Genomic DNA, 24,916 nt, shown 5'->3' on the forward strand with positions numbered 1-24,916 from the left:
GTGCGGGCCGACAATCGGGACCAGGGGCGGGGGCTTCGCGACGGCCGCGCCTTCCCGTGGGACGAGCGGTGGGAGGACACCCCCCGGTACGGCTTCCCGGCCGGGTCACCGCGATACGGGTCGCCGGGGGAGACACCCGAGGCCGCGCCGTCCGCCCACGCCACCGGGGCCGAGCCGCCGCCGTACGGCTCACCGGGGGAGACGCCCGTGCCCCTGGCCCGGCGGGACGGGCGCCTTGGGTACGGGTCCGAGCACGACGAGCCGGCCGAGGAGGAGAGCTCGCTGGTCCGGATGTACGCCGTGACCGGGGGGCGGGTCGTCCCGAGTTCCAGGCTCGCGATGGAGGCGCTGGTCTCGACCACGACCACGGCCCCCCTCGGCCTGTCCTACGTCCGGGAGTATCGCTTCATCAGCGATCTGTGCCGCAGTATCCGCTCGATCGCGGAGATATCCGCTCTCCTGGGTGTCCCTCTCGGCGTCACCCGCGTCCTGGTCTCCGACATGGAGTCCGAGGGCCTGGTACGGATCCACCACCCCAGGGTCACCGCGGCGGGCCCCGGCCCCGACCTCCTCGAACGCGTCCTCAACCACCTCAGGGACTAGCGTCCCGGAAGCCTCAGGCGAGCCACCAGCGGGCGGCGACGAGCTCGGCCACCAGGGTCTCGGTCAGGAGTGCCACGTCGGGGTCGTCGTCGTGGAGGTAGCGGACGGAGGACTTGGCGCCGGGGAGGTCGCCGCCGACGGTCAGGACGGTCGAGCCACGCTGCCGGATCCAGTCCATGGCCTGCTCGTCGTAGCGGGAGCCGGGGAAGAGGATGGCCCGGTAGTCGAGGGTCTTGGTGAGGTAGACGTCCACGTGGGCCCAGTCGCCGGTCTCGCACGCGTCGGCCGCCCTGCGGGGCCCCTCCCGGAACATCAGGGCCGACTGCTCGGCGGAGGACAGGTGCTCGGCGGGAGCGATCGTGTAGACGCCGTGCGGGCCGTCGAGCAGCGCCGCCGCCGGTTCCAGCCACTCGCCACGGCGGTCGAGCAGGTCGGCGGTGGCCTCGGCCGTACGGCGGAGCACCTCGGGCACGTCCCGGCCGAAACCGCCGCCCCCCGCCGATCCCGCCGGGCCGGGGGCGGTGAGACGGTTTCCGAGTGCCAGGAGCAGGGCGAGGGTGTGCTGGAAGGTCCGGCAGGAGACGCCGCCGCGCTCCTCGCCCGCCACCATCGGGACCACCAGGTCGGCGCCCTCGGTGACGGCCGAGTCGGGGCTGTTGGTCAGCGCGAGGACGAAGGACCGGCCCCGGTGGCGGGCGACCGCGTCCAGGGTCTCCCGGCTGCCGCCGGTGGCGGAGATGGCGACCACCAGGGTCTCCGGGCCCGGCGGGTAGGACAGGGCGGCGGAGGCGTACTCGGCCACGGCGTCCACCCCGGCGGCCCGCAGGCGCAGCGCGGCCACCCGGGCGGCGTACCGGGAGCTGCCCATGCCGAGCAGGAGCACCCGCCGGATCCCCGAGGGGATCCCCGCGAAGGGGTCACCCGTCTCCAGGGTGTCGGCCAGGGCGGCCAGCGCGGCGGGCTTGGCCTCCAGGTCGGCGAGGTACAGCTCGGGGATCACGGGGTCTCCTTCGTGGGGTTCGTCGAGTGTGCCGGGTTCACCGGTATCGGGACCGCAGCACGCCCATCGGGGCGTAGCGCCAGCGAGGGAGGTGCCTGGCCGCGTAGACGAGCTCGCGGCACTCCTGCTCGATCTCGAACGGGCGCAGCAGGGAACGGTCCAGGAGCGCGGCGTGGCCCAGCTCGTCCAGCCGCCCGAGGTAGGCCGACTCCAGGGTCGCGCGGGCCGTGGCGGCCCATCCGGCGATCACCTCGGGATCCGCGTCGCGGCGCCTGATCGCGACCTGGCCGACGTGTTCGAGGCTCGTGGTGAGCTGGGCGAGGTCGCGGGCCGAGGGCTGGAAGGGGTCGGCGCCCGCGACGGTCGGGTTACCGTCGAAGTCGATCACCGCGTAGCCGTCCCGCCAGCGCAGGATCTGGCCGACGTGCAGGTCCCCGTGGATGCGGATCAGCGGGGTGACCCCCGCGGAGGCGAGGGGCGCCAGCTCGGCGCGCAGCACGCCCGCGCGCCGCGCGAGCCAGTCGCCGTCCTCGCCGCCGGTGAGCGCCAGCGCCTCCTCCAGCGCCTCGCCCGCCCGGAGCGACCACGGGTTCCCGCCCGCCCGTACGGGACCCGCGTGTCTCACGGGGGAGGGGAAGGTCGCGGACGGGGTGGCCATCGCCGCGTGCAGGTCGGCGGCGAGGACGCCCAGGCCGGCGGCGAAGGAGGTGCCGCCGGAGACGGCCTCGTCCACACACCACTCCCAGCCGTCGGCGGCCTCGGGCAGGTACGCGGTGACGAGGGCGAGCAGCAGCTCGGAGCCGTCGTCGGCGCGCCGGGAGACGGCCGCGTACGGCGTGGCGGTCGCGGTGAAGCCGACGGACGTCAGGTGCGCGAACACGTCGGGCGCGGGCTGGGGGAGCGGCGCGGGCGGGGTGAGCCATTTCACGACGACCCTCTCGCCGACGACCACCGAATGGTTGGTCTGGTCGACCTCGAACCCCCGCTCGGCGCTCCGGACGGCCCCGCCGGTCGATGACAATTGAGTGTCGATTGAGAAAAGAGTAGTGATCGCCGCGGGGAGCGAGTGGAATCGGCGAACCCCGAATGGGGCGGGAGCCTCGCAGCTCAGAGCCTCGACGAGCTCACTGGTCCGCCCGTCGCCGGCCCGGGGAACCGTGTCGATCCGGTCCCAGATTGAAGCAGGATTTAGCAAACGGATCAAACTTTCCAGTGGTGATGTCGGGGGAAGTCTTGCTCAAGTTAATGTTGACTGCAACACTCCTGCTTTGGTCTGCCGTGTCCCTTACGGCCGGTCTACCCCACTTACACTGAATTCTGAAGGAGTAGCGGCCGTGTCCCGCACTCGGTACACCCGTCGTCTTCCGGCCGCCGTCCTGGCCGCCGGTCTCGCGCTCGCAGTCTCGGCATGTGGCGGGGAGGCCGCGGACACCGCTGCCGCGCCCGCGGCCAGTGCCTCGGCGGCGCAGCTCAACCCCAACGCCGATCTCTCCAAGCAGAGCGTCACCATCTCTGTCTGGACAGGCTATACGCCCCCTGACCTGACCCAGCGGATCAAGGACAAGCTCAAGACCACCCTCAAGGTGACGGAGCACGCCACCAACGAGGAGATCATGGCGAAGCTCACCAGCGGCGCCGACACCGGTCTCGACGTGGCCTTCGTCTCCGGCCAGTACGCCCAGGCCCTCAACGAGGCCGGGCTGCTGGAGCCGATCCACCCCGAGCTGATCCCGAACCTCGCGAACCTCTACCCCGAGGCCAAGGAACTGTCCTACGACAAGGGCAACGTCTTCTCGGTCCCCTACACCTGGGGCACCACGGGCATCTGCTACCGCACCGACCTGGTGAAGACCCCGCCGACGAGTTGGAACGATATTCTCAACCCGCCGGCCGACGCGCTCAAGAAGGTCACCATGATGACCACCGAGCGCTGGCTGGCACTTCCCGCCATCAAGGCGCTCGGCTACTCGGTCAACACCAGGAGCGACGAGGAGATCGCCAAGGTCAAGGCGAAGCTGGAGGAGGCCAAGCCGAAGCTGCTCAAGTACGAGGACGTCACCTTCGGCGACATGCTCAAGAGCGGCGAGGCCGTGATGGTCGAGGCGTGGGACGGCTGGTGCCCGACCACCAACAAGGACATCAAGTTCGTGATCCCGAAGGAGGGCAGCGACCTGTGGGTGGACACCATGGTCGTGCTGAAGTCCTCCAAGAACAAGGAGGCGGGGCACGCCTTCATCAACTACATCCTGGACCCGAAGGTCCACGCCTGGGCCGCGGAGAACATCCTCTACAAGGTCCCGAACAAGGCCGCGATGGACGCGATGGACCCCAAGCTCAAGGCTGACAACGCCCCGCTGCAGATGACCCCCTCCGACCTGCTCAAGGGTGAGTCGATCATCGACCTGGGCGAGGACTCGGCCAAGTTCACCCAGCTCGCGACCGAGGTCACGGCGAAGCAGTGACACGTTCCACCGTTTCCGGCGCGTCCGCGAGATCGCGGGCGCGCCGGTCGCGTGCCCTGGGAGGACTCGTCTTCCTGGGGCCCGGCCTGACCTACCTGCTCGTCCTCCTGCTGATACCGCTCGCCCTGCTCCTCAGCTTCACGGTGTTCCGCAGGGGCCGGTTCGGCGGGGTGGTCTACGAGGTCACCGGGAAGAACTTCGCCCGGCTGCTCGACCCGCTCTACCTGGAGATCGTGCTCGGCTCGCTGAAGCTGGCCACGATCGCCACCCTGGTCGCCCTGCTGATCGGCTACCCGACGGCGTACCTGATCGCCCAGCTCCCGCGGAAGTGGAAGACGATCGCCCTGGTGGCGATCGTGCTGCCGTTCTGGACCAACTTCCTGATCCGCATCTACGCCTGGATCATCCTGCTGAGCGGTCCGGGCCTGGTCAACAGCACACTGCTGGACCTGGGGCTGATCGACGAGCCGCTGGAGCTGCTCTACAACCAGGGCACCATCGTCACCGGCCTGGTGTACTCGTACCTGCCGCTGATGGTCCTGCCGCTGTACGCGGCGATCGAGAAGCTCGACCCGCAGCTGCGCGAGGCCTCGGCCAACCTCGGCGCCTCACCCGCGCGCACGTTCGCGTCGGTGACGCTGCCGCTCACCCTGCCGGGGGTGCTCACCGGCTGCCTGTTCGTCTTCGTGCCGAGTTTCGGCAACTTCGTCATCCCCGAACTGCTCGGCGGCGGCCGTTCCATCATGGTCGGCAACCTGATCAGGGACCAGTTCCTCAAGGCGCGCGACTGGCCGTTCGGATCCACCCTCGCGCTGGCGCTGATCGCCGTGCTGATCGTCCTGCTGCTCCTGCAGGCCTGGAGTGCCCGACGTGCGTAGATCACGCCTGCTGTACGTCCCCTTCTGGGCGGCCTACGTCTTCCTGTACACGCCGATCGTCGTGCTCGTCGTGATGTCGTTCAACTCGGGTGAGTCCCCCTACGTCTACGAGGGCTTCAGCCTGGACTGGTACGGCGTCCTCGCCCGGGACGAGAAGATCCGCGAGGGGCTGGTCAACACTCTCATCGTGGCCGCGGGCTCCACCGTGCTGTCCACGGTGCTGGGCACCCTGCTGGCGGTGGGCCTGGCCCGGCACACCAGGTCGCGGACGCTGGACGCGCTCGGCGTGCTGCCCGCGGTCCTGCCCGACCTGGTGCTCGCCATCGGCCTGCTGGTGTTCTACGCCACGATCAGGTCGACCCTCGGGCTGCACTCGGTGCTGCTGGCCCACACGGTGTTCGGCATGGCGTTCGTGACCGCGGTGGTCCGCACCCGGCTCACCGGCGCCGACACCTCGCTGGAGGAGGCGTCCAGGGACCTGGGGGCGACGCCGTTCACCACGTTCCTGCGGGTCACGCTGCCGCAGCTGGCGCCGGGCATCGTGGCGGGCGCGCTGCTGGCGTTCACCCTCTCGGTCGACGAGTTCGTCATCGCGTTCTTCACGGCGGCCCCCACCACGCCGACCCTGCCCATCGTCATCTACTCAATGGTCCGCTTCGGGGTCACCCCCGAGATCAACGCGCTGGCCACGCTGTTGCTGCTGGTGAGCTTCACCGCGGTCATCGTGACCCAGCGGATGACCCGACTGACGGAGTCGCTGTCCTAATGCTGAAGATCACAGGTGTCAGCCGCCGGTTCGGTGACGTCACGGCGCTGTCGGACGTCTCCCTGGAGATCCGGCAGGGCGAGTTCTTCGCGCTGCTCGGCCCCAGCGGCTGCGGCAAGACGACGCTCCTGCGGATCCTGGCGGGCTTCGAGTCACCCGACGAGGGCTCCGTCACCCTCGACGGCGACGACCTGCTCGGCCGGGCGGCCCACCGCCGCCCGGTCAACCTGATGTTCCAGTCGTACGCGCTGTTCCCGCACATGACCGTGGCGAAGAACGTCGCGTACGGCCTGGAGAGGGAGCGGCTGGGCCGGGCGGAGATCCGCCGCCGGGTCGGCGAGGTGCTGGAGAAGGTCGGGCTGGACGCCATGGCCGGGCGCAGGCCCCAGCAGTTGTCCGGCGGCCAGCGGCAGCGGGTCGCGCTGGCCCGCGCGATCGTGAAGCGGCCACGCCTGCTGCTGCTCGACGAGCCGCTGTCCGCGCTGGACAAGAAGGTGCGCGCGGAGATGCAGCTGGAGCTCAAGCGGCTGCAGAACGAGGTCGGCATCACCTTCGTCGTGGTCACCCACGACCAGGAGGAGGCGATGTCGCTCGCCGACAGGATCGCGGTCTTCAACGCGGGGTCGGTCGAGCAGGTGGACGCCCCGATGGAGCTGTACGAGCGCCCGCGCACCCCGTTCGTCGCCGGCTTCGTGGGGGCGAACAACCTCTTTCCCGGCAGGGCCTGCTCGGTCGGCCTGGCCGGTGACGGGCTCGGTCTGCTTCCCGGGGTCTCGAACCTGCCCGACGGCACGCCCGCGCTGCTCGCCGTCCGGCCGGAACGGCTCAGGCTGGGTAGCGAGGGGGTGCTGCGCGGCGAGGTCGTCGACGTGAGCTTCTACGGCGGCGTCTCGCACGTGTCGGTCCAGGTGGGCGGGCGTGCCACCCCCGTCCTGGTCGCCACCCCGGGGGCCACCCAGGTCCAGGCGGGCTCCCTCGTCGCGCTCGGCTGGGCCGACGGCGACGGAGTGCTGATCCCTCAATGAGAAGACTTGAGCGGGTTGTCCGTCGCGGTCCTGGCGTAGTCGAGGATGAGCTCCGCCGCCTCCTGTGGGCCGATCACCGGGTGGCGGGCCGTTATGCGATAGCCGTACGCGTCCTCGAGCGCGACCAGGTTGCGGGCGATGAGCAGGGAGTCGCCCGACAGCCTGAAGGTCTCCAGGGCGGCCCCGGTGTCGAGGATGCTCTGGTAGAGCGAGACCTGACGGTCGTAGAGGGTGGTCAGCAGGAGCGCGTACATCCTGTTGCGGGGCGCGGCGCCGCCGAGTTCGTTGAGCAGCCGGACGTCCGGGTCGTCCGGGCCGTGCGGCAGCCCCGAGCGGATGGTCACGACGAGCTTCTCCGCGGGGTCGCGCATACCGCTGATCCGCTTGAGTCTCTGCTCGTAGAAGCGCTCCATCCCGGCGTGGTGGGCGTCGACGAGCAGCTCGCTGAGGCGTGGGTAGTGGTAGAGGACCGCTCCGGAGGTGAGGCCGGCCTCCTCGGCGACGTGGTTGAGGTGCACCCCCTCGGTGCCGTGCCGGATGATCGCCCGGTGTGCGGCCGCGATGAGATCCAGGCGCCGGTCCGCCCGTCCCTTGCGCGTCATATTCCCCCGCTCGTTGAAAACCACGCTCTGTGCCGGGGTCCATAGTGTCCTTTTCTCAGCGTTTTTGCCAGCCGAGAATTGAATTGTTCCTCAAAGCCGCAACCTCTAGACGCAAGGAGGCGTGATGTCTCTCACGATCCTGTTCATGCCGGAGAGTGCCTACGGGCCCACGAACAACTGCATCGGCATCGGTGACATTCTTCGCAAGCGCGGACATCGAGTCGTTTTCGCAGCTGAGGCCTCCTGGAAGGGGAAATTGACGGCCCTCGGATTCGAGGAGGATCTCGTCGATCTCGCGCCTCCCTCCGAAGAGGAGCAGGACGCCGGACAGTTCTGGAAGGACTTCATCAGGGACACCGCCCCCGAATACCGGAAGTCGACCCTGGATCAGCTGGAGACGGTGACCAAGCCGATCTGGGACGCGCTTATCGACGGCGCCAAGTACTGCGAGCCTCAGCTGAAGGCGATTATCGAGCGCGTCCAGCCGGACGTCATCGTCGAGGACAACGTCATCACCTTCCCGGCGCTGCTCACGGCGGGCAAGCCGTTCGTCCGCATCGTGTCCTGCAACCCGCTGGAGGTGCGCGGCGAGGGCGTCGCCCCGGTCTTCTCCGGGCTGCCCGCCGACGACCGCTCCGAGTGGGGCGCCTTCAACGCCGAGTACGACCGCACCCACCGCGAGATCTGGACCGCCTTCAACGAGTGGGTCGTCGAGCAGGGCGCCCGCCCGCTGCCCGACCTGGACTTCATCCACGAGGGCGACCTCAACCTGTACGTCTTCCCGGAGATCGCCGACTACACCGACGCCCGCCCGCTGGGCGACTCCTGGCACCGCCTGGACTCCTCGGTGCGCGAGACCGACGGCGAGTTCGAGCTCCCCGAGTCGCTGGCCGGGCAGGAGGGGCCGCTGGTCTACTTCTCGCTGGGCTCGCTCGGCTCGGCGGACGTCGGCCTCATGCAGCGGGTCGTCGACGTGCTGGCCACCACCCCGTACCGCTTCATCGTCTCCAAGGGCCCGCTGCACGAGGAGATCAAGCTGGCCGGCAACATGTGGGGCGCCGAGTTCGTCCCGCAGACGAAGATCATCCCGCTGGTCGACCTGGTCATCACGCACGGCGGCAACAACACCACCACCGAGGCGCTGCACTTCGGCAAGCCGATGATCCTGCTGCCTCTGTTCTGGGACCAGTACGACAACGCGCAGCGCGTCCACGAGCTCGGCTACGGCGTGCGCCTGGCCACCTACGCCTTCTCCGACGAGGAGCTCACCGGCGCGCTGGAGCGGCTGCTGGGCGACACCGCCCTCCGCGAGCGCCTGGCCGCCGCGGGCGAGGAGATCCGCGGCCGGGACGGCCTGCGCAGGGCGGCCGACCTGATCGAGCGGGCCGGCGCCTGACGGCTCTCCGCATCACCACGACAAGGGAAGTCCGATGGGCAAGTTGATCAATCCGGCGACCGGCGACCTCCTGCGGGAGGTGGCCGAGACCTCGATCGAGGGGGTGGCCGCCGCCGTGCGGCGGGCCCGCGTGGCGTTCGAGGAGTGGAGCGCGGTGACCCCGGCCGAACGTTCCAGGGTGCTGCTGCGCTTCGCCGACCTCGTCGAGGCCGACGCCGAGGAGCTCACCCGGCTGGAGGTCATCGAGACCGGCAAGCCCGCGGCGGTCTTCCGTGACGGCGAGCTGCCGTTCGCGGCCGACAACCTCCGCTTCTTCGCCGGTGCGGCCCGCTCGCTGGACGGCACCGGCGCGGGGGTGTTCAGCTCCGGCTACACCTCGGTGCTGGTACGGCGCCCGGTAGGGGTCGTCGGATCGATCGCTCCCTGGAACTTCCCCCTGGTCATGGGGGTGTGGAAGATCGGCCCCGCGCTCGCGGCGGGGAACGCCGTGGTCATCAAGCCCGCCCCGCAGACGCCGGGCACCACGCTCAGGATGGCGGAGCTGTTCGCCCGCGCCGGCGCGCCCGACGGCCTGCTCCAGGTCGTCCTGGGCGACGCCGAGGTGGGCGAGGCGCTCGTCGCCGACCCGGGCGTCGACATGGTGAGCGTGACGGGCTCCACCGCGACCGGCCGCGCCGTCATGCGCGGCGCCACCGGCTCCCTGAAGCGGGTCCACCTGGAGCTCGGCGGCAAGGCCCCGGCGCTGGTCTTCGGCGACGCGGACCTGGCCGAGATGGCGAGGGGCGTCGCGATGGGCGCCACCTACAACACCGGCCAGGACTGCACCGCCGCGACCCGCGTCTACATCTCCCGCGACGTGTACGACGAGGCCGTCGAGGCGCTCCACGCGACGCTGGCCCAGATCACGGTGGGCGACCCCTGGGATCCGGCCACCGACATCGGCCCGCTGATCTCCGCCGGGCACCGCGACCGCGTGCACGGCTTCGTCGGGCGGGCCGTCGCCGAGGGCGCCTCCGTGCTCCACGGCGGTGTCCCGCTCGAAGAGCCCGGGTTCTACTATCCGCCCACCCTGATTTCCGGCGCCGCCCAGGATAGTGAGATCGTTCAGGGTGAGCTTTTCGGCCCGGTACTCGTGGCGCTGCCCTTCGATGGCGAGGACGAGGCGATACGGCTGGCCAACGACACCCCCTACGGGCTGGCCTCCTCGGTCTGGTCCAGGGACGTGGCGAGGGCGCTGCGTGTCTCGCATCGGCTCGACGTGGGAGTGACCTGGGTGAACGACCATCTGCCCATCGCGTCCGAGGCGCCGCACGGCGGGGTCAAGGGAAGCGGCTTCGGCAAGGATATGAGTCAGGAGGCGGTTCAGGAATATTCTGTGACCCGCCACCTGATGATCAAGCACCAGGCTCCGGAGGTGAGGGATTCCTTCCGGCCAGCCTAAACGCTTTGGCGCTGTATGTCCCTTTTATGGGGATATGTCGGCACTTACTCCATTCGAAGTGACATAAAGGATGTGCTCAAATTGCTTCCGCCGCTTCCAAATCCGGCGAGGGGTTACGTAGGCCAGTGATGACACAAGACCGCCGGAGCCACCGCGCGTCAGGGGTGGGCAGTCGACTCCTGCCGGCGAACTGGCGCGTGCGTCCCCGTCTGGTCGCGCTGATCCTGCTCCCGACCGCCGCGGCCGTGCTCCTCACCGGCCTCCAGCTCACCACGGCCCTGTCCACGGCCAACGAGTACCGCCGGATGACCGAGGTCGCCTCGCTGGTCGAGTCGCTCGGAACCCTCTCGCACGAGATGGCCGAGGAGCGCGACCTCACCGCCTGGTGGATCGCCCTCACCAACCGCACCAACTTCGGCAAGGTCACGGAACAGCGTGAGGTGGTCGACCGCAGCAGTGCCCAGGCGCTGGCCGCGATGGACGCCCTCGACGCGTCGCAGGCCACCCGCGTCCGCACCGAGGTCGCCCAGATCCGCCGCTGGCTCGACGGGCTCCCCGGCCTGCGCAGGCTGATGGCCGAGGGAAGCGTGCTTCCCCGCGCGGCCCTCGGCATGTACACGCGGATGATCACCGACTTCACCACCCTCCACGACGACCTGGGCCGCAGTGGCGGCGACGAACGCCTCATCGGGGACGCGCTCGCGCTGGGCGCGCTGACCCGGGCCAAGGAGCAGGTCGCCAGGCAGCGGGGCACCCTCCTGGTCAGCTTCCTGGACCGCAAGTTCGACTTCGACGACCCCGCCGACCTCCTCGGCGCGTACCGGAGCCAGCTGAGCGAGGAGAACTCCTTCCGCGCCACCGCCTCCGCCAACGACATCAAGGCCTTCCGCGACGCGGTCAGCGGCCCCAGGGTCGACCAGGCCGACTCCATGCGCGCCCTCGTCATGTCCCTCATGCGCGAGAACAAGCCTCTGGAGCGGATCGGCCGAGGCTGGCTCGTGAGCGCCACCACCTGGTACGGCGCCTCCTCCTCGACCGTGGACGGCATGCGGACCGTCGAGCGCCGCCTGGCGTCCGCGGTCGTCTCCCGCAGCCAGGAGATGGAGAGCGCCGAGCAGCGCAGCGCGGTGATCTCCGGTGCCTCGATCCTGGTCCTGCTGGTCCTGATCCTGCTCATCACCGCCTGGGTGGCCGGTACGCTCGTCCGGCCGCTGCGCAGGCTGCGCAGCGAGGCGCTGGAGGTGGCCGACACCCGGCTGCCCGAGACCGTCCGGGTGCTGCGGGAGTCCGGAGACCAGACCCCGCAGGTCGAGGTGCCCTCCATCGGAGTGGCCTCCCGCGACGAGATCGGGGAAGTGGCCCGAGCCTTCGACGAGGTCCACCGCGAGGCCATCCGGCTCGCCGGTGACGAGGCCCGCCTGCGTAGCAACATCAACGCGATGTTCGTCAACCTCTCCCGCCGCACCCAGTCGCTGGTGGAACGGCAGATCGACCTCATCGACGACCTGGAGCAGGGCGAGCAGGACGAGGGGCGGCTGGGCAGCCTCTTCAAGCTGGACCACCTGGCCACCCGCATGCGCCGCAACTCCGAGAACCTCCTGGTCCTCGCCGGCCAGGAGCAGAGCCGCCGGTGGAGTGAGCCGGTCCCGCTCAGCGACGTCGTCCGCGCCTCGCTGTCGGAGGTCGAGAACTACGAGCGGGTCAACCTCCGGGTCGAGTCGGGAATCTCGATCATCGGCCAGGCCGTCAACGACATCGTCCACCTGATCGCGGAGCTCGTCGAGAACGCGATCTTCTTCTCGCCGCAGGACACCAAGATCACGGTGACCAGCAACGGCAACGAGATGGGCGCCGTCATCCTGGCGGTCACCGACTCCGGCATCGGCATGAGCGACGAGGAGCTGACCGAGGCGAACCGCCGCCTGGCCGAGCCTCCCGCGGTGGACCTGTCGGTCTCCCGCCGGATGGGCCTGTTCGTGGTCGGCCGCCTGGCCATGCGCCACGGCATCAGGGTCCAGCTCAGGCGCCCGGAGACCGGCGGCCTCAGCGCCGTCGTGCTCCTGCCGGTGCAGGTGGTGGCCCAGTCCACGATGATGCCCGAGCTGGCCCTGTCGGGCCAGGGCATGCAGTCCGGCTCCTTCGGCGGCCCGTCGAACTCGTTCGGCTCCATGTCCAACCAGGACCCGTTCGCCTCGGTGAACCCCGACCCGTTCGGCTCCGCCCCGAACCCGGACCCGTTCGGGACCGGGATGGGGCGCGGCGGCCGGCCGCAGGCCGGTCTCGGGACGCCGCCCACGCAGGCGCCTCCCCAGGTGCCCGCGCCGACGTCCGGGGACCTGTGGTCGGGCCCCGTGGTGCCCGCCTCGGCGGTGGAGGACCTGTGGTCGTCCCCGCTGGCGTCGACCGCGCCGCCGTCGTTCCCCTCGGCCTGGCCGGACCCGCCCGCGATCGACCCCTGGACGCCGCACCGGCTGGAACCGGTGGAGAACACCCAGGCCCTTCCCGTGGTCGAGGTGCCGCCGACGGAACCGGAGCCCGAGGAGTTCCTGCCGATCTTCGCGGCGGTGGGATCCGATTGGTTCCGCAGCGGCGCGTCCGCCACTCCCGAGCCCGAGCCGGAGCGGGAGGCCGCTCCCGAGCCCGTGGCCGAGGTCAGGCCACGGCCGCTGGAGCAGCGGGTCAGGCGGGGTCCGCAGGGGCTGGAGACCCAGAACATCCCGCAGATCACGCATTCCTCGCCGCCGCCCCAGCAGCAGGCGCAGCCGTTGCCGCAGCGGACGCCGCCGCCTCAACAGCAGGCGCAGCCGTTGCCGCAGCGACAGCCGCAGGCGCAGCCGCTCAGGCCGGCCGAGCCCGCGGCAGAGAGGCAGCCGTGGAGCACCCCCTCCGACCAGGGCTGGGCGGCCGCCGAGGTCGCCAAGAAGCCCGTGGAGGGCGGGATGACCGGAGCGGGCCTTCCCAAGCGGGTGCCCAAGGCGAACCTCGTGCCCGGAGCAGCCTCGTCGGCCCCGGCGGCTCCGGCCCCCCCGATGCCGCCGATCTCGGCGGAACGGGTGCGCAGCCGTCTGTCCAGTTTCCAGCAAGGCGTACGGCAGGGACGCGCTGAGATGAGCGAGCGCGCCAACGCCGTCGAGGGAGAGAACCAGCAGTGAACAACCAACTCAGCCAGGCCGCTCGCGGTTTCAACTGGCTGATCACCGAGTTCGTCAAGGAGATGCCCGGGGTGGCGCACGCGGTGATCGTCTCCGCGGACGGGCTCCCGCTGGCCTACTCCCAGGGCTTCCCCAAGGACAGGGCGGACCAGCTCGCCGCGATCACGGCCGGTCTGATCAGCCTCACCCAGGGTGCCTCACGGGTGTTCGAGGGCGGCCCTGTGGCACAGACGGTGATCGAGATGCAGCGGGGCCTCCTGCTGACCATGTCGATCAGCGATGGTTCCGCGCTGGCCGTGCTGGCCTCGCCGGACTGCGACATGGGCCTCGTGGCCTACCAGATGACACTGCTCGCAGAACGTGCCGGCCAGGCCCTTACGCCTGCGCTCCGGGCCGAGCTGCAGTCGGCTCAGCGATAGGGGGGTGATATGGACGCACCAGGTTGGCGCGGCCCGGAGGAATCTCTGGGCGCGCCCCAGGCCAAGAGCGGGCGAGATCGTTTGATTCGCCCGTACGCTGTGACCGGGGGCAGGACCGCTCCTCGGATGCAGCTCGCTCTCGAGGCGCTGGTTTCCTCGGCGACGTTCGCGGGCGTGGATCCCACCACGCTCTCCACGGAATATCAGGCGATCATCTCGCTGTCCCGGCAGGTGCGCTCGGTTGCCGAGCTCTCCGCCCTGTTGCGCATGCCTCTCGGCGTGACCCGGGTGCTGATCGCGGACATGGCGGCCGAGGGCCTGGTGCAGATCCACCAGCCGTCGCTGGATGCGGGTAAGCCGGATCTCAATTTGCTTGAAAGGGTGCTCAGTGGGCTTCGCAGGCTCTGACGCCGGGATGACGTCGACGAAGATCGTCGTTGCCGGCGGGTTCGGTGTCGGCAAGACGACCTTCGTCGGTGCGGTCTCCGAGATCATGCCGCTGACCACGGAAGCGGTGATGACAGAGGCGAGTGCGGACGTCGACGACCTCTCGCACATCCCGACAAAGCGAACCACCACGGTCGCGATGGACTTCGGCCGGGTCTCGCTGGACCGCGATCTGATCCTGTACCTGTTCGGTACGCCGGGTCAGCACCGGTTCTGGTTCATGTGGGACGACCTCGTGAAGGGCGCGATCGGTGCGATCGTGCTCGTCGACACCCGGAGGCTGGCCGACAGCTTCCCGGCGATCGACTACTTCGAGGAGGCCGGCCTGCCGTTCGTCGTGGCCCTCAACGGGTTCGGCGGATCGCACGTCCACGGTGAGGAGGAGGTGCGGGAGGCTCTGACGATCTCCCCGCACATCCCCGTCGTCCGGACCGACGCCCGGTCCCGCGACGCCGTGAAGTCGACCTTGATCACCTTGGTCGAGCACGTCCTGACGCTCAGGGTCTGACGTCACACGGTGTGGGCCCCGTCCCTGGAGGGACGGGGCCCACAGCCGTCTCCGGCCGGGGGTGGCGTCGCGGGTCTCCGGAGCGGGGACATTCACCGTTCGCAAAGCTCACCTCTGATAATCCCACCCGAAATCGGCTGACAAAGCATGTCCTAAAGCCATCGAATTCGGTGGGGGCGGAGATACGCGCGATGAGTTTTCCGGCCGCGGGGGCGTTGCGCGCCCGATCGAAGGCGCGTGATTTTGTCCGGAACTCCGGCGGCGCGCGGCGGTAATCGATCATATGGCCACCGATTTCACGGTGGTCATTTCTGTTTTGTGCGAAAGGTGGGCCGGGGAAATCGGACCGGCGCGAATCCGGTTTTGTGCGAAAACCGATCCGTGAAGGCGACTTCATAGTGGCTTCGTGCGAAAGCGGCTTCGTGTGAAGGTGGCTGCGGGTGAAGGCGGCTTCGTGTGAAAGGCGCATGAAACAGCGGCGGCCGGTGGCGTGAACCCCACGCCACCGGCCGCCGCTGTTCGCGATTCCTACATCGGCAGGGCCTCGACGATGGAGGAACCGCCGGGAAGCTCTATCTGCCGGTTGAGCTGGAAACCGGACTTGCCCAGGAGCTCCGCGTACTCGGAGGTGCTGCGCTCCATGCCCTCGCCGAAGAGGGCGAGCATCCGCATGTCGACGTCCTTGCTGATGTGCGGCCGGTCGTCGTCCGGGACCACGAACTCCACGATGAGCACCCGGCCGTCGTCGGGGATGACCTCCCTGACGTTGCGCAGGATCCGTACGGAGTCCTCGTCGGACCAGTTGTGGATCACGCTGCTCAGCAGGTAGGCGTCCCCTCCGGCGGGCACGGAGACGAAGAAGTCGCCGGCGGCGAAACTGCAGCGGTCTTCAAGACCGGCGTCGGCGAAGAACTCGCGAGCCCCGCTGACCACGCGTTCCTGGTCGAACAGCACCCCGCTGAGATCTGAGTGCTCCTTCAGTACGGCGGCCAGGATGTGCCCCTTGCCGCCGGCCACGTCCACCAGGGTCCGCACGCCGGAGAAGTCGTAGCGGGAGGCCACGGCGTCCGCGAACGGCTGTGCCCTGACCACCATGTAGTCGTCGAACAGCGCGCCCGCCTCGGGGTTGGCCCCGAGGTAGCGGTAGAGCGGCCCGTGCCGCTCCACGAAGCCCGACCTCCCGGTGCGTACGGTCTGCTGGACCTTGCCCATGCCGTACCAGAAGCCGTCCTCGGCGATCATCCGGACGGCGGAGCGCAGCGAGCCGGGCGTGTCGGCGCCGAGGGTGGCACCCGCCTCGGTCAGCTCGTACGTGCCGGGCGCGGCCGTCGCGACCATGCCCATGGAGGCGAGCTGGCGCAGCACCCTGCCCAGCGCGGGCGCGTTGGCGCCGCAGCGCAGCGCGAGCTCGTCGACGGTGAGGGCGCCGTCTCGCAGGTGGTCGGCGCAGCCCAGCTCCGCCATCGTGGCCAGGGCGGCGAAACGGGAGACACCGCCGATCGCATCCCAGACCGGTGCCTGTGGGTCGCTCATGGAAATCCTCTCTTCTCCGGCGTGCGGTCCGGAGGGAGCCGTGTTTCTGGAGGTGGTTTCGTCTCGGGGAGTTCTCGGGAGTTCTCGGGAGTTCTCAGGAGCTCAGGAGTTCTCAGGGAGTCGAGGTCGACGGGCTGCGCATGCCGCGTACCAGACGGCCGACCTCGGCGCGCAGGTGCACGAAGTCGGGGTGCTCGCGGGTGGTGATCTGGTCGCGCGGGCCGGGCAGGTGCACGCGCAGGTCGCCCACGATCCCGGCGGGGGACTTGGACAGGACCACGACACGGTCACCGACGTAGACGCTCTCGTCGATGTCGTGGGTGATCAGCACGATGGTCATGTTGTGCAGGCCGCGGACCCGCAGGGTCAGGTCCTCCAGGTCCTCGCGGGTCTGGGCGTCGACGGAGCCGAAGGGCTCGTCCATCAGCAGCAGGGCGGGACGGTAGGCCAGCGCGCGGGCGATGGACACCCGCTGCTGCATACCCCCGGAGAGCTGCCACGGGTACTTGGCCGAGGCGCCCTGTAGCCCGACCTCCTCCAGTGCCTCCAGCGCGGCCTGCTTGCGCCGAGGCTTGTCCAGGCCCTTGCGGCGCAGCGGGAGCGAGACGTTGTCGGCCACCGACATCCAGGGGAACAGGGACCTGCTGTAGTCCTGGAACACCACGGCCAGGTTGTCGGGTGTCCGCTCCACGCGGGTGCCGTTGAGCGTGACCTGGCCGCCGCTGGGCCGGATGAGTCCCGCGATGGAGCGCAGCAGGGTGGACTTGCCGCATCCGGAGGGGCCGACGACGCACACCAGCTCGCCCTGGGCGACCTTCAGGTTGATGCCGCCCAGCGCGTTGTGCGCGGTCGGCCCGCTGCCGTAGGTGTGGGAAAGGTTCGTGATTTCGAGCACAGCGGGTCCTCAGGTCGTCTGCTTGGCGGATCGGTGCCAGGACAGGACACGTCGCTCGGCCGCCAGGAACGCCGAGTTGAGCGCGTATCCCAGGACGCCGAGCACCACGATGGTCGCCCACACGCCGGGGAAGTCGTACGACCTCTGGGCGTCCAGGAGCTGGTAGCCGATCCCGTCGGTGCTGCCGATCAGCTCGGAGAGCACCATGAGGATCAGCGCCAGCGACAGGCTGACCCGGAGACCGGCGAAGATCTTCGGCATGGCCGAGGGCAGGATGATCCGGAACAATCGCTCGCGGCCCGTCAGCCCGAAGACGCTCGCGGTGTCCAGGTGCTGGCGGTCGACGTGCCTGGCCCCCTCGCAGGCGTTGATCAGGATCGGCCACACGATGCCGAACGCGATGAAGTTGATCTGCATCCGGGGGCCGATGGCGAACAGCGCCAGGAACAACGCGAGCAGCATGGGCGGGGGAATGGCGCGGGCGAACTGCACCAGGGGGTCGATGAGGCGGAAGAGCAGCGGGGAGCGGCCCAGCGCGACCCCGAGGGTGATCCCGACGATTCCGGCCAGCACCCACCCGGCCAGCAGCCGACCGACGCTCGCGGGGATGTTCTCCAGCGCCGCCTCGGTGAGCCAGAGCCGCTCGGCGGGGCCGGTCAGCCACATCGTGTACGCGCTGGCCGCGATCTGCGACGGAGGCGGGAAGCTGAGTATCTCCAGGTAGCGGGTGAGCAGCTCCCACAGCGCCACGATGACAGGAACCGGCCACAACCGTCCGGCGACACGCAGCGGGCCGCTCATCACACCACCTCCGTACGGGCGGTGTGCCAGCGGAAGAGCCGCCGCTCCGCGAGCACGAACAGGCCGTTGGTGACCACGCCGATGACCCCGGCCCAGATGGCGGCGGCGATGACGTACTGCGTCGCGTCCACGCCGCCCGCGCTCTCCAGGACGTAGCTGCCGATGCCGTCGGTGCCGCCGCCGAGCAGCTCCGCGCTGATCGCCACGATGAGCGCGATCGCCGACGCCAGCCGGACCCCGGTGGCGATGAAGGGCGCGGTGCTCGGCAGGGAGACCCGCCACAGCACGGCCGGCTTCCCGAACCCGAAGCTGCGGAGCGTCTCCTTGGCGAGCGGGTCGACGTCCTTGAGGCCGTACATCGTGTTGATCAGGATGGGCCAGGTCGCCGCGTAGACGACCAGGGTGACCTTCATGTCGAACCGGTCGGAGAACACCGCGAGTGCCAGCGGGATCAGCGCGATCGACGGGATGGGGCGCAGGAACTCCACGATCGGCCGCAGCGCGCTCTCCACGCGGGGCAGGCTGCCGAGCAGGAGTCCGGCGGGCACCGCGATCGCGACCGTGAGCAGCAGCCCGGTCGCCCACGCGCCGAGGGTCGAGACGACGTCGGAGAGGAACTCCCCGTCCGTCACGAGAGCGACCGCCCGGCCGAGCACCGTGGAGGCCAGCGGGAACGCGAGCGGGTCGATCAGCCCGGCCCGCCCCGCGACCTCCAGGACGCAGAACAGCCCCGCGACGCCGAGGGCGCCGCAGAGCAGTCTGCTGTCGAGCGGGTTGCGCCGTGTCACCCGAGGTTTCCGGGGAGGATGGTCTTGGCGTCGATCGCGCTCGTGAGGTAGCCCTGCTCAAGCATGAGGTCGGCGACCCGCTGCAGACGGGTCTCGTCGAGGCTGGTGGGGAAGGAGCCGAGCGTGATGACGGCCGCGGTCGCCGCGTCGATCTGGGTGTAGGTCGGCAGGATCTCCTCGACGGCCTTGCGGTCGGTGGCGGCGATCTGCTGGGCCTTGGCGATCGCCCGCTGGAAGGCGGCGACCGTCTTGGGGTTGTCGGTGGCGAACTTCTCGGTGACGGCCACTCCCGCGATGGGGAAGTCGGCGGTGGAGTCGACCATCGTGTCGGCGAGCTTCTGGGCGCCGATGGTCTTCTGCGCCGCGGTCAGGGCCGGCTCCGTCATCCAGGCGGCGTCGACGGTCTTGCTGGCGAGCTGGGCCCCCATCTGGGGGAAGGGGAACTCCACGAACTCCACGTCCTTCTCGGTGAGGCCGTGGGTCTTGAGCACCGTGGTCACCGCGAGGGTGCCGATGTTCTGCTTGCTGTTGACCGCGATCTTCTTGCCCTTGAGGTCCGCCGGGGTCTTGATCCCGGAGTCCTTCGGCACCATGAGGTTGAACGAGTTCGGGGCGGCCTGGTAGAGGTCAGAGATGATCTTCATCTTCTGGCCCTTGGAGACGGCGAGGAAGGTGGAGACGTAGTTCGTCTGCGTGGCGTCCAGGGTGCCGCCCATGAGGGACTGCTGGGCCTGGGCGCCGCCGGGCACCGGCTCGATCTCGACGGTGAGCCCTTCCGCCTTGAAGAAGCCCTTGTCTCTGGCGATGTAGAGCGCGGCCGAGTCGGGGATCGGCAGCGCTCCCATCTTGATGCTGGCCTTCTCAAGGCCGCCCGCGTTCGCGGAGGTGGTGTCAGCGGGGGTGTCAGAGCTTCCGCAGGCGCTCAGCGCGAGGGCGGCGGCCACTCCTGCGATGACGGCCCGGCTCGCAAGTTTGAACCTCATGGGTCTCCTTAGCTGCGTTTGACCGCCCCTGCCGGAACTCGCGGTAACTCATCGGGCGACATGGAGGGGGTCCCGGGAGGCATGTTGGTCAAGGGGGGTATGCCGACCGCGGATCAGAGTAGCGGAGTAGATCAGTCAAATTACAAATATCACCCCTTTTGCCCCTATCGCCCCGAAGTAACAAAACGGCCATAGGAGACCCACTTGCCACACCCGTATCAATCGCAAGATGGACCGGCGTAGCGGGCGTCGCGAAAGATGTCAATAAATCTGTTTGGCAACTTTGCGGAAGTTTGTGGTTACAGGACGGAGAGTCGTCGCCCGGTTGCGGGTGTGGTGTACCCGTTAAGTGAGGAATGCGAGTTATGTGCTGTTGGCCGAACTGATCCGGCTGTGCTCCAATAACCCCTACCCCATGGATGCGTCGGCGTCACTCGCACATCATTGCGTGACGCGATCCCCTCCAAGCAGACGATCCGAGGAGAGGCAGCGGAGGCCAGTGAGGACAGCGTCAATCCCCAGCGAACGCGAATCCGGGCTGGCACCTGCCCTGGGATTCGACAACCAGGGGGGGCGGCCGCAGAGCGGCCCGGGTCAGGACCTCGACGGTCGCGACTCCGAGAAGTCCGCGAGGAACGGCGGCAAGCTAGCGCTCAAGAACTGGCGGGTGAGATCGCGGCTCATCGCGCTCATCGTCATTCCCACGGTCGCCGCGATCGTGCTGGGCGGCCTGCGGGTCACCAGCTCGATCAGCAGCGCCGCCGAGTACGAGCGCGTGCGCGTCACCGCCGAACTCGCCGCCGGGCTCAGCGACCTGGTCGACGAACTGCAGCTTGAGCGGGACCTGTCGGCCCGGCACGTGGCGCAGGGCCGCCCGGCCACCGGCAGGGCGAACCTGCGCAAGCAGTACGAAGAGGTCGACGAGGTCGTCGGGCAGGTGAGCTCCCGCCTCAACGCCGCCATGGCCGACAGCGGCCTCCTGGAGTCCCTCGGCACCCGGGGCGAGACCGAGCTCACCCAGATCCGCCGCCGTATCGACGAGATCAAGAGCGTGCGCGAACTGGCCGCGGGTACGGCCACCCAGCTGCCGGCCCAGCCCACGATCGCCATGTACTCCCGTACCATGACGGACCTGCTGGCCCTGCACGACGAGATCATCCAGGGCGTCTCCGACCAGGACCTCACCGGCGGCGCGGCCGCGTTCGCCGCGCTGACCAGGGCGAAGGAACAGGCGTCCAGGGAGCGGGCGAACCTCGCCGTCGCCCTCGCCGTCAGGGAGTTCAGCGCCGAGGGCCTCGACGCCATGCTGGCCGCCCGCGCGCAGTTCGAGGGAGAGCTCGCGACCTTCCGCTCCGAGGCGTCGATCGAACAGCGGCAGCTCTACGACGACACGGTCAGCAGCCAGAAGAAGGACCGCGCGGCGGCCCTGCGCGCCCGCGCCGTCTTCATGGCGCTCAACGGCCTGCCGCTGAGGAACGTCGACGTCTCCCGAAGCGACCTCGGCGACCAGTCGACCTGGTTCGACGCCTCCAGCAACGTCATCGAGCGCATGCGCACGGTGGAGGAGCAGGTCGCCAACACCCTCATCATGCAGAGCAGCGTCCTGCAGGCGTCCGAGCAGCGCGGCGCGCTGATCGCCGCCGGGCTGAGCGGGCTGCTCCTCCTCCTCGTCCTGATCGTCACCGCCGTCATGGCGCGGTCGCTGGTCAGGCCGCTGCGCAGGCTCCGCACCGAGGCGCTGTCCATCGCCGGCCAGCGTCTTCCCGAGACCGTCCAGGGCATGCGCGAGAGCGGCGAGGTCTCGACCACCGACATCACCCCGATCGGCGTCGCCTCCGACGACGAGATCGGTGAGGTGGCGCGGGCCTTCGACGAGGTCCACCGCGAGGCCGTGCGACTGGCGGGCCAGGAGGCCACGCTGCGGAGCAACGTCAACTCGATGTTCGTCAACCTCTCCCGGCGCAGCCAGACCCTGGTCGAGCGCCAGCTCTCCCTCATCGAGAGCCTGGAGCAGGGCGAGCAGGACGAGGGCCGGCTCGGCAGCCTCTTCCGTCTCGACCACCTCGCCACCCGCATGCGCCGCAACTCCGAGAACCTCCTGGTCCTCGCCGGCCAGGAACCCGCCCGCCGGTGGAGCCAGCCGGTCCCGCTCATCGACGTGGTCCGCGCCTCGCTGTCGGAGGTCGAGAACTACGAGCGGGTGGACCTGCAGCTGTCCGCGGGCGTGTCCGTGGCGGGCACCTCCGTCAACGACGTCGTCCACCTGATCGCGGAGCTCGTGGAGAACGCGATCTCCTTCTCCCCCCGCGAGACCAAGGTCATCGTCTCCAGCAACCGCATCGACGGCGGCGGAGTGATGGTCTCGGTGACCGACATCGGCATCGGGATGACCGCCGAGGAGCTCTCCCAGGCCAACTGGCGGCTGGCGAACCCGCCGGTGGTGGACGTCTCCGTCTCCCGCCGGATGGGCCTGTTCGTGGTCGGCCGCCTCGCCCTGAGGCACGGCATCCGCGTCCAGCTCAGGCAGCAGGACAGCGGCGGCCTGACCGCGATGGTCCTGCTCCCTGAGAACCTGCTCGCCGTCACCAACCGTCCGGGCGGGCCCACCCCCAGCATGCAGAGCGGCGACTGGGCCGGATCCATGGCCTCCATGGACCGCCCGCCCGTGCTGGCCAGCCCCACCGCCCCCCCGATACCGTCCTTCGCCTCCTTCGAGGCCGCCCACCAGAACTCGTTCGCCTCCTTCGACCTGGGGCAGCAGTTCAACTCCTTCGAGGCCTCGCAGCCTCCCTTCGGCGGCGGCCAGTTCGGGCAGGCGCCCGTCGACACCCCCTGGCCGGGACAGGTACCACCGCCCGGCGCCGACCCCCATCACGGCTGGCCGAACGCCGCCCAGCCCGACCCCTCCGGATGGCGGCAGGGACAGGGCGGACCTCGCGGCGACGCGGGGATGTGGTCCGGAGGCCAGGGCGCGCCCTCACGCGGCGACGCCCCCGTCTGGCCCGGCGGGCAGCAGCAGAGCAGGGACAGCGGCTCCGACGTCTGGTCGACCTCCTCGCGCGGCGACTCCGGGGGATGGCCGTCCACCGGCAACTCCGGCTCCTTCGGGCGACGCCCCTTCGACCCGGCGGACAACACCGGCCCGCTGCCGGTGATCCCCGACTCCTCGCCCATGGAAGAGGCGAAGGAGGAGTTCCTGCCGATCTTCGCGGCCGTCGAGTCCGACTGGTTCAAGAAGGTCGAGCCGGCCCCGGCCGTCCAGGAGCGGGTCGAGGAGGTCCCCGAGGTCCACGCCGTCCAGGAGACCGTCCAGCTCTCGCAGCCGGCCGCCCCCGCGCAGGGGAGCGGCGGCTGGTCCTCGCCCGCGGACGTGGGCTGGCAGGCGGCCAAGGCCGCCAGCGAACCCTCACTCGGCGGGATCACCGGTTCCGGGCTGCCCAAGCGGGTGCCCAAGGCGAACCTGGTACCCGGTACGGCCGCGCCCGACCTGAGCGCGGCCCCCCAAACTCCCGTGCACCGGCCGACCGTCTCCCCGGAGGCGGTGCGCAACAGGCTGGCGAGCTTCCAGCAGGGAGTACGGCAGGGGCGCGCGGCCGCCAGAGGCGGAGCCGGAGACGGGCGGCCGTATCCCGACTTCGGCCGGGACGTTGAAGGAAACAAGGAGGACCGGTGAGCGAGCTCATCATGGTCGCCAAGGAGGATGACACGTGCGCGAAATGAGCCAGGCCGCCCGGGGGGTCAATTGGCTGATCACCGACTTTGTGAACAACGTCCCAGGTGTGGCGCACACGGTCGTCGTGTCAGCCGACGGTCTGCCGTTGGCGTATTCGGATGGATTTCCCAGGGACAGGGCGGACCAGCTGGCCGCGGTCGCGGCCGGTCTGATCAGTTTGACCCAGGGTGCCTCACGGGTTTTCGAGGGCGGGGCGGTCACCCAGACCGTGGTGGAGATGCAGCGAGGGCTGCTTCTCATCATGTCGATCAGTGACGGTTCCTGTCTGGCGGTGCTGGCCGCCGCCGACTGTGACATGGGGCTGGTGGCCTACCAGATGACGATGCTCGTCGAGCGGGCCGGTCAGGTGCTGACCCCGGCCGTCCGCGCGGAGCTGCAGTCTTCCCATTCACGGTGACGGCGATGACGCTAGGAGGCTGCCGTGGCAGGCCGCGGCTGGACTGGTGAGGGCGACCCGCTCGGCGGGTATCCCTATCAATCAATGGACGACCCCCATCGGCACCAGGGCGGTCCTCCTTCCCATCTCATGCACCCGGCGCCGTCGGAGCAGAGCTCCCTCGTCCGTCCGTATGCCGTGACCGGGGGGCGCACCGCCCCCCGGACCCAACTCGCCCTGGAGGCCCTGGTCTCCTCGGCGACCTCCATACATCACGATTTATCCACCCGCACCCCGGAATATCAGGCGATCAGTGCCCTGTGCCGGCAAGTGCGTTCGGTCGCTGAGATCTCCGCGATGCTCCGCATCCCGCTCGGCGTGACCCGGATCCTGGTGGCCGACATGGCCGCCGAGGGCCTGGTGCAGATCCACCAGCCGCAGCTGGACGCGGGTAAGCCGGATCTCAACCTGCTGGAAAGGGTGCTCAGTGGACTTCGCAGGCTCTAGCCGCGGCGGCGGCCTGACATCGACGAAAATCGTCGTCGCGGGTGGGTTCGGCGTCGGCAAGACCACGTTCGTGGGGGCGGTGTCGGAGATCGTGCCGCTGACCACGGAGGCGGTGATGACCGACGCCAGTGCCGGGATCGACGATCTCGGCCTCACGCCGAACAAGACCACCACCACGGTCGCGATGGACTTCGGCCGTGTCTCACTGGACCGCGATCTGATCCTGTACCTGTTCGGTACGCCGGGTCAGCACCGGTTCTGGTTCATGTGGGACGACCTGGTCCGCGGCGCGATCGGTGCGATCGTGCTCGTCGACACCCGGAGGCTGGCCGACAGCTTCCCGGCGATCGACTACTTCGAGGAGGCCAAGCTCCCCTTCGTCGTCGCGGTCAACGGCTGGGACGGCACCTATCTCCACGGCGAGGAGGAGGTACGCGAGGCGCTGACACTGGCGCCCCACATCCCCATCTCCAGAACCGACGCCCGCTCGCGCGACGCGGTGAAGGCCACGCTCATCACGCTTGTCGAGCACGCGCTCACCATGCGGATGGCCGTCCCCGGCTGGGGTCGCTGACCGCGGGAGGGCGTCAGTCGTACCTCC

At 69.6% G+C, this 24,916-nt stretch carries 23 protein-coding genes; 15 read left to right on the forward strand and 8 right to left on the reverse strand.

All coding sequences use genetic code 11. The annotated features are described in order from the left end of the window. Complete coding sequence (locus ABD817_RS18960; RefSeq protein WP_344919300.1) at positions 1-603, forward strand: DUF742 domain-containing protein; 603 nt, start codon at positions 1-3, stop codon at positions 601-603. Positions 604-616: 13 nt separating this feature from the next. Here the strand turns inward: ABD817_RS18960 and ABD817_RS18965 are convergent, their stop codons facing one another. Both ABD817_RS18965 and ABD817_RS18970 read right to left on the reverse strand, forming a co-directional pair. Next, positions 617-1,603, reverse strand: coding sequence for an SIS domain-containing protein (locus ABD817_RS18965; RefSeq protein WP_344919301.1), 987 nt, complete (start codon positions 1,601-1,603; stop codon positions 617-619). Positions 1,604-1,640: 37 nt separating this feature from the next. Continuing rightward, on the reverse strand, positions 1,641-2,624 hold the full coding sequence (locus ABD817_RS18970) for a hypothetical protein (protein ID WP_344919302.1): 984 nt from the start codon (positions 2,622-2,624) through the stop codon (positions 1,641-1,643). A gap of 313 nt (positions 2,625-2,937) precedes the next feature. Here ABD817_RS18970 and ABD817_RS18975 point away from each other — a divergent pair, with 313 nt between their 5' ends. Genes ABD817_RS18975 through ABD817_RS18990 form a run of 4 tightly spaced genes read left to right on the forward strand, consistent with a single transcriptional unit; the run spans position 2,938 to position 6,734 of the window. Beyond that, on the forward strand, positions 2,938-4,065 hold the full coding sequence (locus ABD817_RS18975; protein WP_344919303.1) for a polyamine ABC transporter substrate-binding protein: 1,128 nt from the start codon (positions 2,938-2,940) through the stop codon (positions 4,063-4,065). Next, complete coding sequence (locus tag ABD817_RS18980; RefSeq protein WP_344919304.1) at positions 4,062-4,943, forward strand: ABC transporter permease; 882 nt, start codon at positions 4,062-4,064, stop codon at positions 4,941-4,943. Before ABD817_RS18975 ends, ABD817_RS18980 begins: the two co-directional genes overlap by 4 nt. After that, positions 4,936-5,709, forward strand: coding sequence for an ABC transporter permease (locus tag ABD817_RS18985; RefSeq protein ID WP_344919305.1), 774 nt, complete (start codon positions 4,936-4,938; stop codon positions 5,707-5,709). Before ABD817_RS18980 ends, ABD817_RS18985 begins: the two co-directional genes overlap by 8 nt. After that, positions 5,709-6,734, forward strand: coding sequence for an ABC transporter ATP-binding protein (locus ABD817_RS18990; RefSeq protein WP_344919306.1), 1,026 nt, complete (start codon positions 5,709-5,711; stop codon positions 6,732-6,734). Before ABD817_RS18985 ends, ABD817_RS18990 begins: the two co-directional genes overlap by 1 nt. Here the strand turns inward: ABD817_RS18990 and ABD817_RS18995 are convergent. Then, complete coding sequence (locus ABD817_RS18995; RefSeq protein WP_344919307.1) at positions 6,728-7,336, reverse strand: TetR/AcrR family transcriptional regulator; 609 nt, start codon at positions 7,334-7,336, stop codon at positions 6,728-6,730. The two genes, ABD817_RS18990 and ABD817_RS18995, sit on opposite strands and share 7 nt — an antisense overlap. Before the next feature lie 124 nt (positions 7,337-7,460). Between ABD817_RS18995 and ABD817_RS19000 the strand changes: the two genes are divergently transcribed. From ABD817_RS19000 to ABD817_RS19025, 6 genes are all read left to right on the forward strand, one after another. Continuing rightward, positions 7,461-8,732, forward strand: coding sequence for a glycosyltransferase (locus tag ABD817_RS19000; protein ID WP_344919308.1), 1,272 nt, complete (start codon positions 7,461-7,463; stop codon positions 8,730-8,732). A gap of 34 nt (positions 8,733-8,766) precedes the next feature. After that, complete coding sequence (locus ABD817_RS19005) at positions 8,767-10,173, forward strand: aminobutyraldehyde dehydrogenase (RefSeq protein ID WP_344919309.1); 1,407 nt, start codon at positions 8,767-8,769, stop codon at positions 10,171-10,173. 197 nt (positions 10,174-10,370) lie between these two features. Further along, positions 10,371-13,325: a nitrate- and nitrite sensing domain-containing protein gene (locus tag ABD817_RS19010; protein ID WP_344919310.1), complete on the forward strand. Its 2,955-nt coding sequence runs from the start codon at positions 10,371-10,373 to the stop codon at positions 13,323-13,325. Further along, positions 13,322-13,744 (forward strand): roadblock/LC7 domain-containing protein, encoded by a 423-nt coding sequence (locus ABD817_RS19015; protein WP_344919311.1) that lies wholly within the window; start codon positions 13,322-13,324, stop codon positions 13,742-13,744. Before ABD817_RS19010 ends, ABD817_RS19015 begins: the two co-directional genes overlap by 4 nt. 9 nt (positions 13,745-13,753) lie before the next feature. After that, a complete protein-coding gene (locus ABD817_RS19020; protein ID WP_344919312.1) occupies positions 13,754-14,152 on the forward strand; it encodes a DUF742 domain-containing protein in 399 nt (132 codons plus the stop codon). Positions 14,153-14,159: 7 nt separating this feature from the next. Next, positions 14,160-14,699 (forward strand): GTP-binding protein, encoded by a 540-nt coding sequence (locus ABD817_RS19025; protein WP_329091233.1) that lies wholly within the window; start codon positions 14,160-14,162, stop codon positions 14,697-14,699. A gap of 528 nt (positions 14,700-15,227) precedes the next feature. On the opposite strand, the gene ABD817_RS19030 is transcribed toward ABD817_RS19025, so the two are convergent. The 5 genes from ABD817_RS19030 to ABD817_RS19050 all read right to left on the reverse strand — a co-directional run bounded on the left by ABD817_RS19030 (position 15,228) and on the right by ABD817_RS19050 (position 19,699). Beyond that, positions 15,228-16,232: a methyltransferase gene (locus tag ABD817_RS19030; protein WP_344919313.1), complete on the reverse strand. Its 1,005-nt coding sequence runs from the start codon at positions 16,230-16,232 to the stop codon at positions 15,228-15,230. Between the two features lie 112 nt (positions 16,233-16,344). Further along, complete coding sequence (locus ABD817_RS19035; protein ID WP_344919314.1) at positions 16,345-17,127, reverse strand: ABC transporter ATP-binding protein; 783 nt, start codon at positions 17,125-17,127, stop codon at positions 16,345-16,347. A 9-nt stretch (positions 17,128-17,136) separates the two neighbouring features. After that, a complete protein-coding gene (locus ABD817_RS19040; RefSeq protein ID WP_344919315.1) occupies positions 17,137-17,928 on the reverse strand; it encodes an ABC transporter permease in 792 nt (263 codons plus the stop codon). After that, entirely contained in the window at positions 17,928-18,716 is a 789-nt protein-coding gene (locus ABD817_RS19045) for an ABC transporter permease (protein ID WP_344919316.1), read from the reverse strand. The genes ABD817_RS19040 and ABD817_RS19045 overlap by 1 nt, the downstream gene beginning before the upstream one ends. Beyond that, the gene (locus ABD817_RS19050; protein WP_344919317.1) at positions 18,713-19,699 is read right to left on the reverse strand and encodes an ABC transporter substrate-binding protein; all 987 of its coding nucleotides are present in this window, start codon (positions 19,697-19,699) and stop codon (positions 18,713-18,715) included. The genes ABD817_RS19045 and ABD817_RS19050 overlap by 4 nt, the downstream gene beginning before the upstream one ends. A gap of 499 nt (positions 19,700-20,198) precedes the next feature. Here ABD817_RS19050 and ABD817_RS19055 point away from each other — a divergent pair, with 499 nt between their 5' ends. The 4 genes from ABD817_RS19055 (at position 20,199) to ABD817_RS19070 (ending at position 24,889) form a co-directional block, all read left to right on the forward strand. Beyond that, on the forward strand, positions 20,199-23,372 hold the full coding sequence (locus ABD817_RS19055) for a nitrate- and nitrite sensing domain-containing protein (protein WP_344919318.1): 3,174 nt from the start codon (positions 20,199-20,201) through the stop codon (positions 23,370-23,372). A gap of 43 nt (positions 23,373-23,415) precedes the next feature. Continuing rightward, positions 23,416-23,829, forward strand: a complete 414-nt coding sequence (locus ABD817_RS19060; RefSeq protein WP_326646986.1) for a roadblock/LC7 domain-containing protein — start codon at positions 23,416-23,418, stop codon at positions 23,827-23,829. A gap of 84 nt (positions 23,830-23,913) precedes the next feature. Next, positions 23,914-24,315 (forward strand): DUF742 domain-containing protein, encoded by a 402-nt coding sequence (locus ABD817_RS19065; protein WP_425583386.1) that lies wholly within the window; start codon positions 23,914-23,916, stop codon positions 24,313-24,315. Next, a complete protein-coding gene (locus tag ABD817_RS19070; RefSeq protein WP_329091247.1) occupies positions 24,296-24,889 on the forward strand; it encodes a GTP-binding protein in 594 nt (197 codons plus the stop codon). Before ABD817_RS19065 ends, ABD817_RS19070 begins: the two co-directional genes overlap by 20 nt. The last annotated feature ends 27 nt before the right edge of the window (positions 24,890-24,916 follow it).

Source organism: Streptosporangium oxazolinicum (assembly GCF_039537505.1).
GTDB classification, from domain to species: Bacteria; Actinomycetota; Actinomycetes; order Streptosporangiales; family Streptosporangiaceae; genus Streptosporangium; species Streptosporangium oxazolinicum.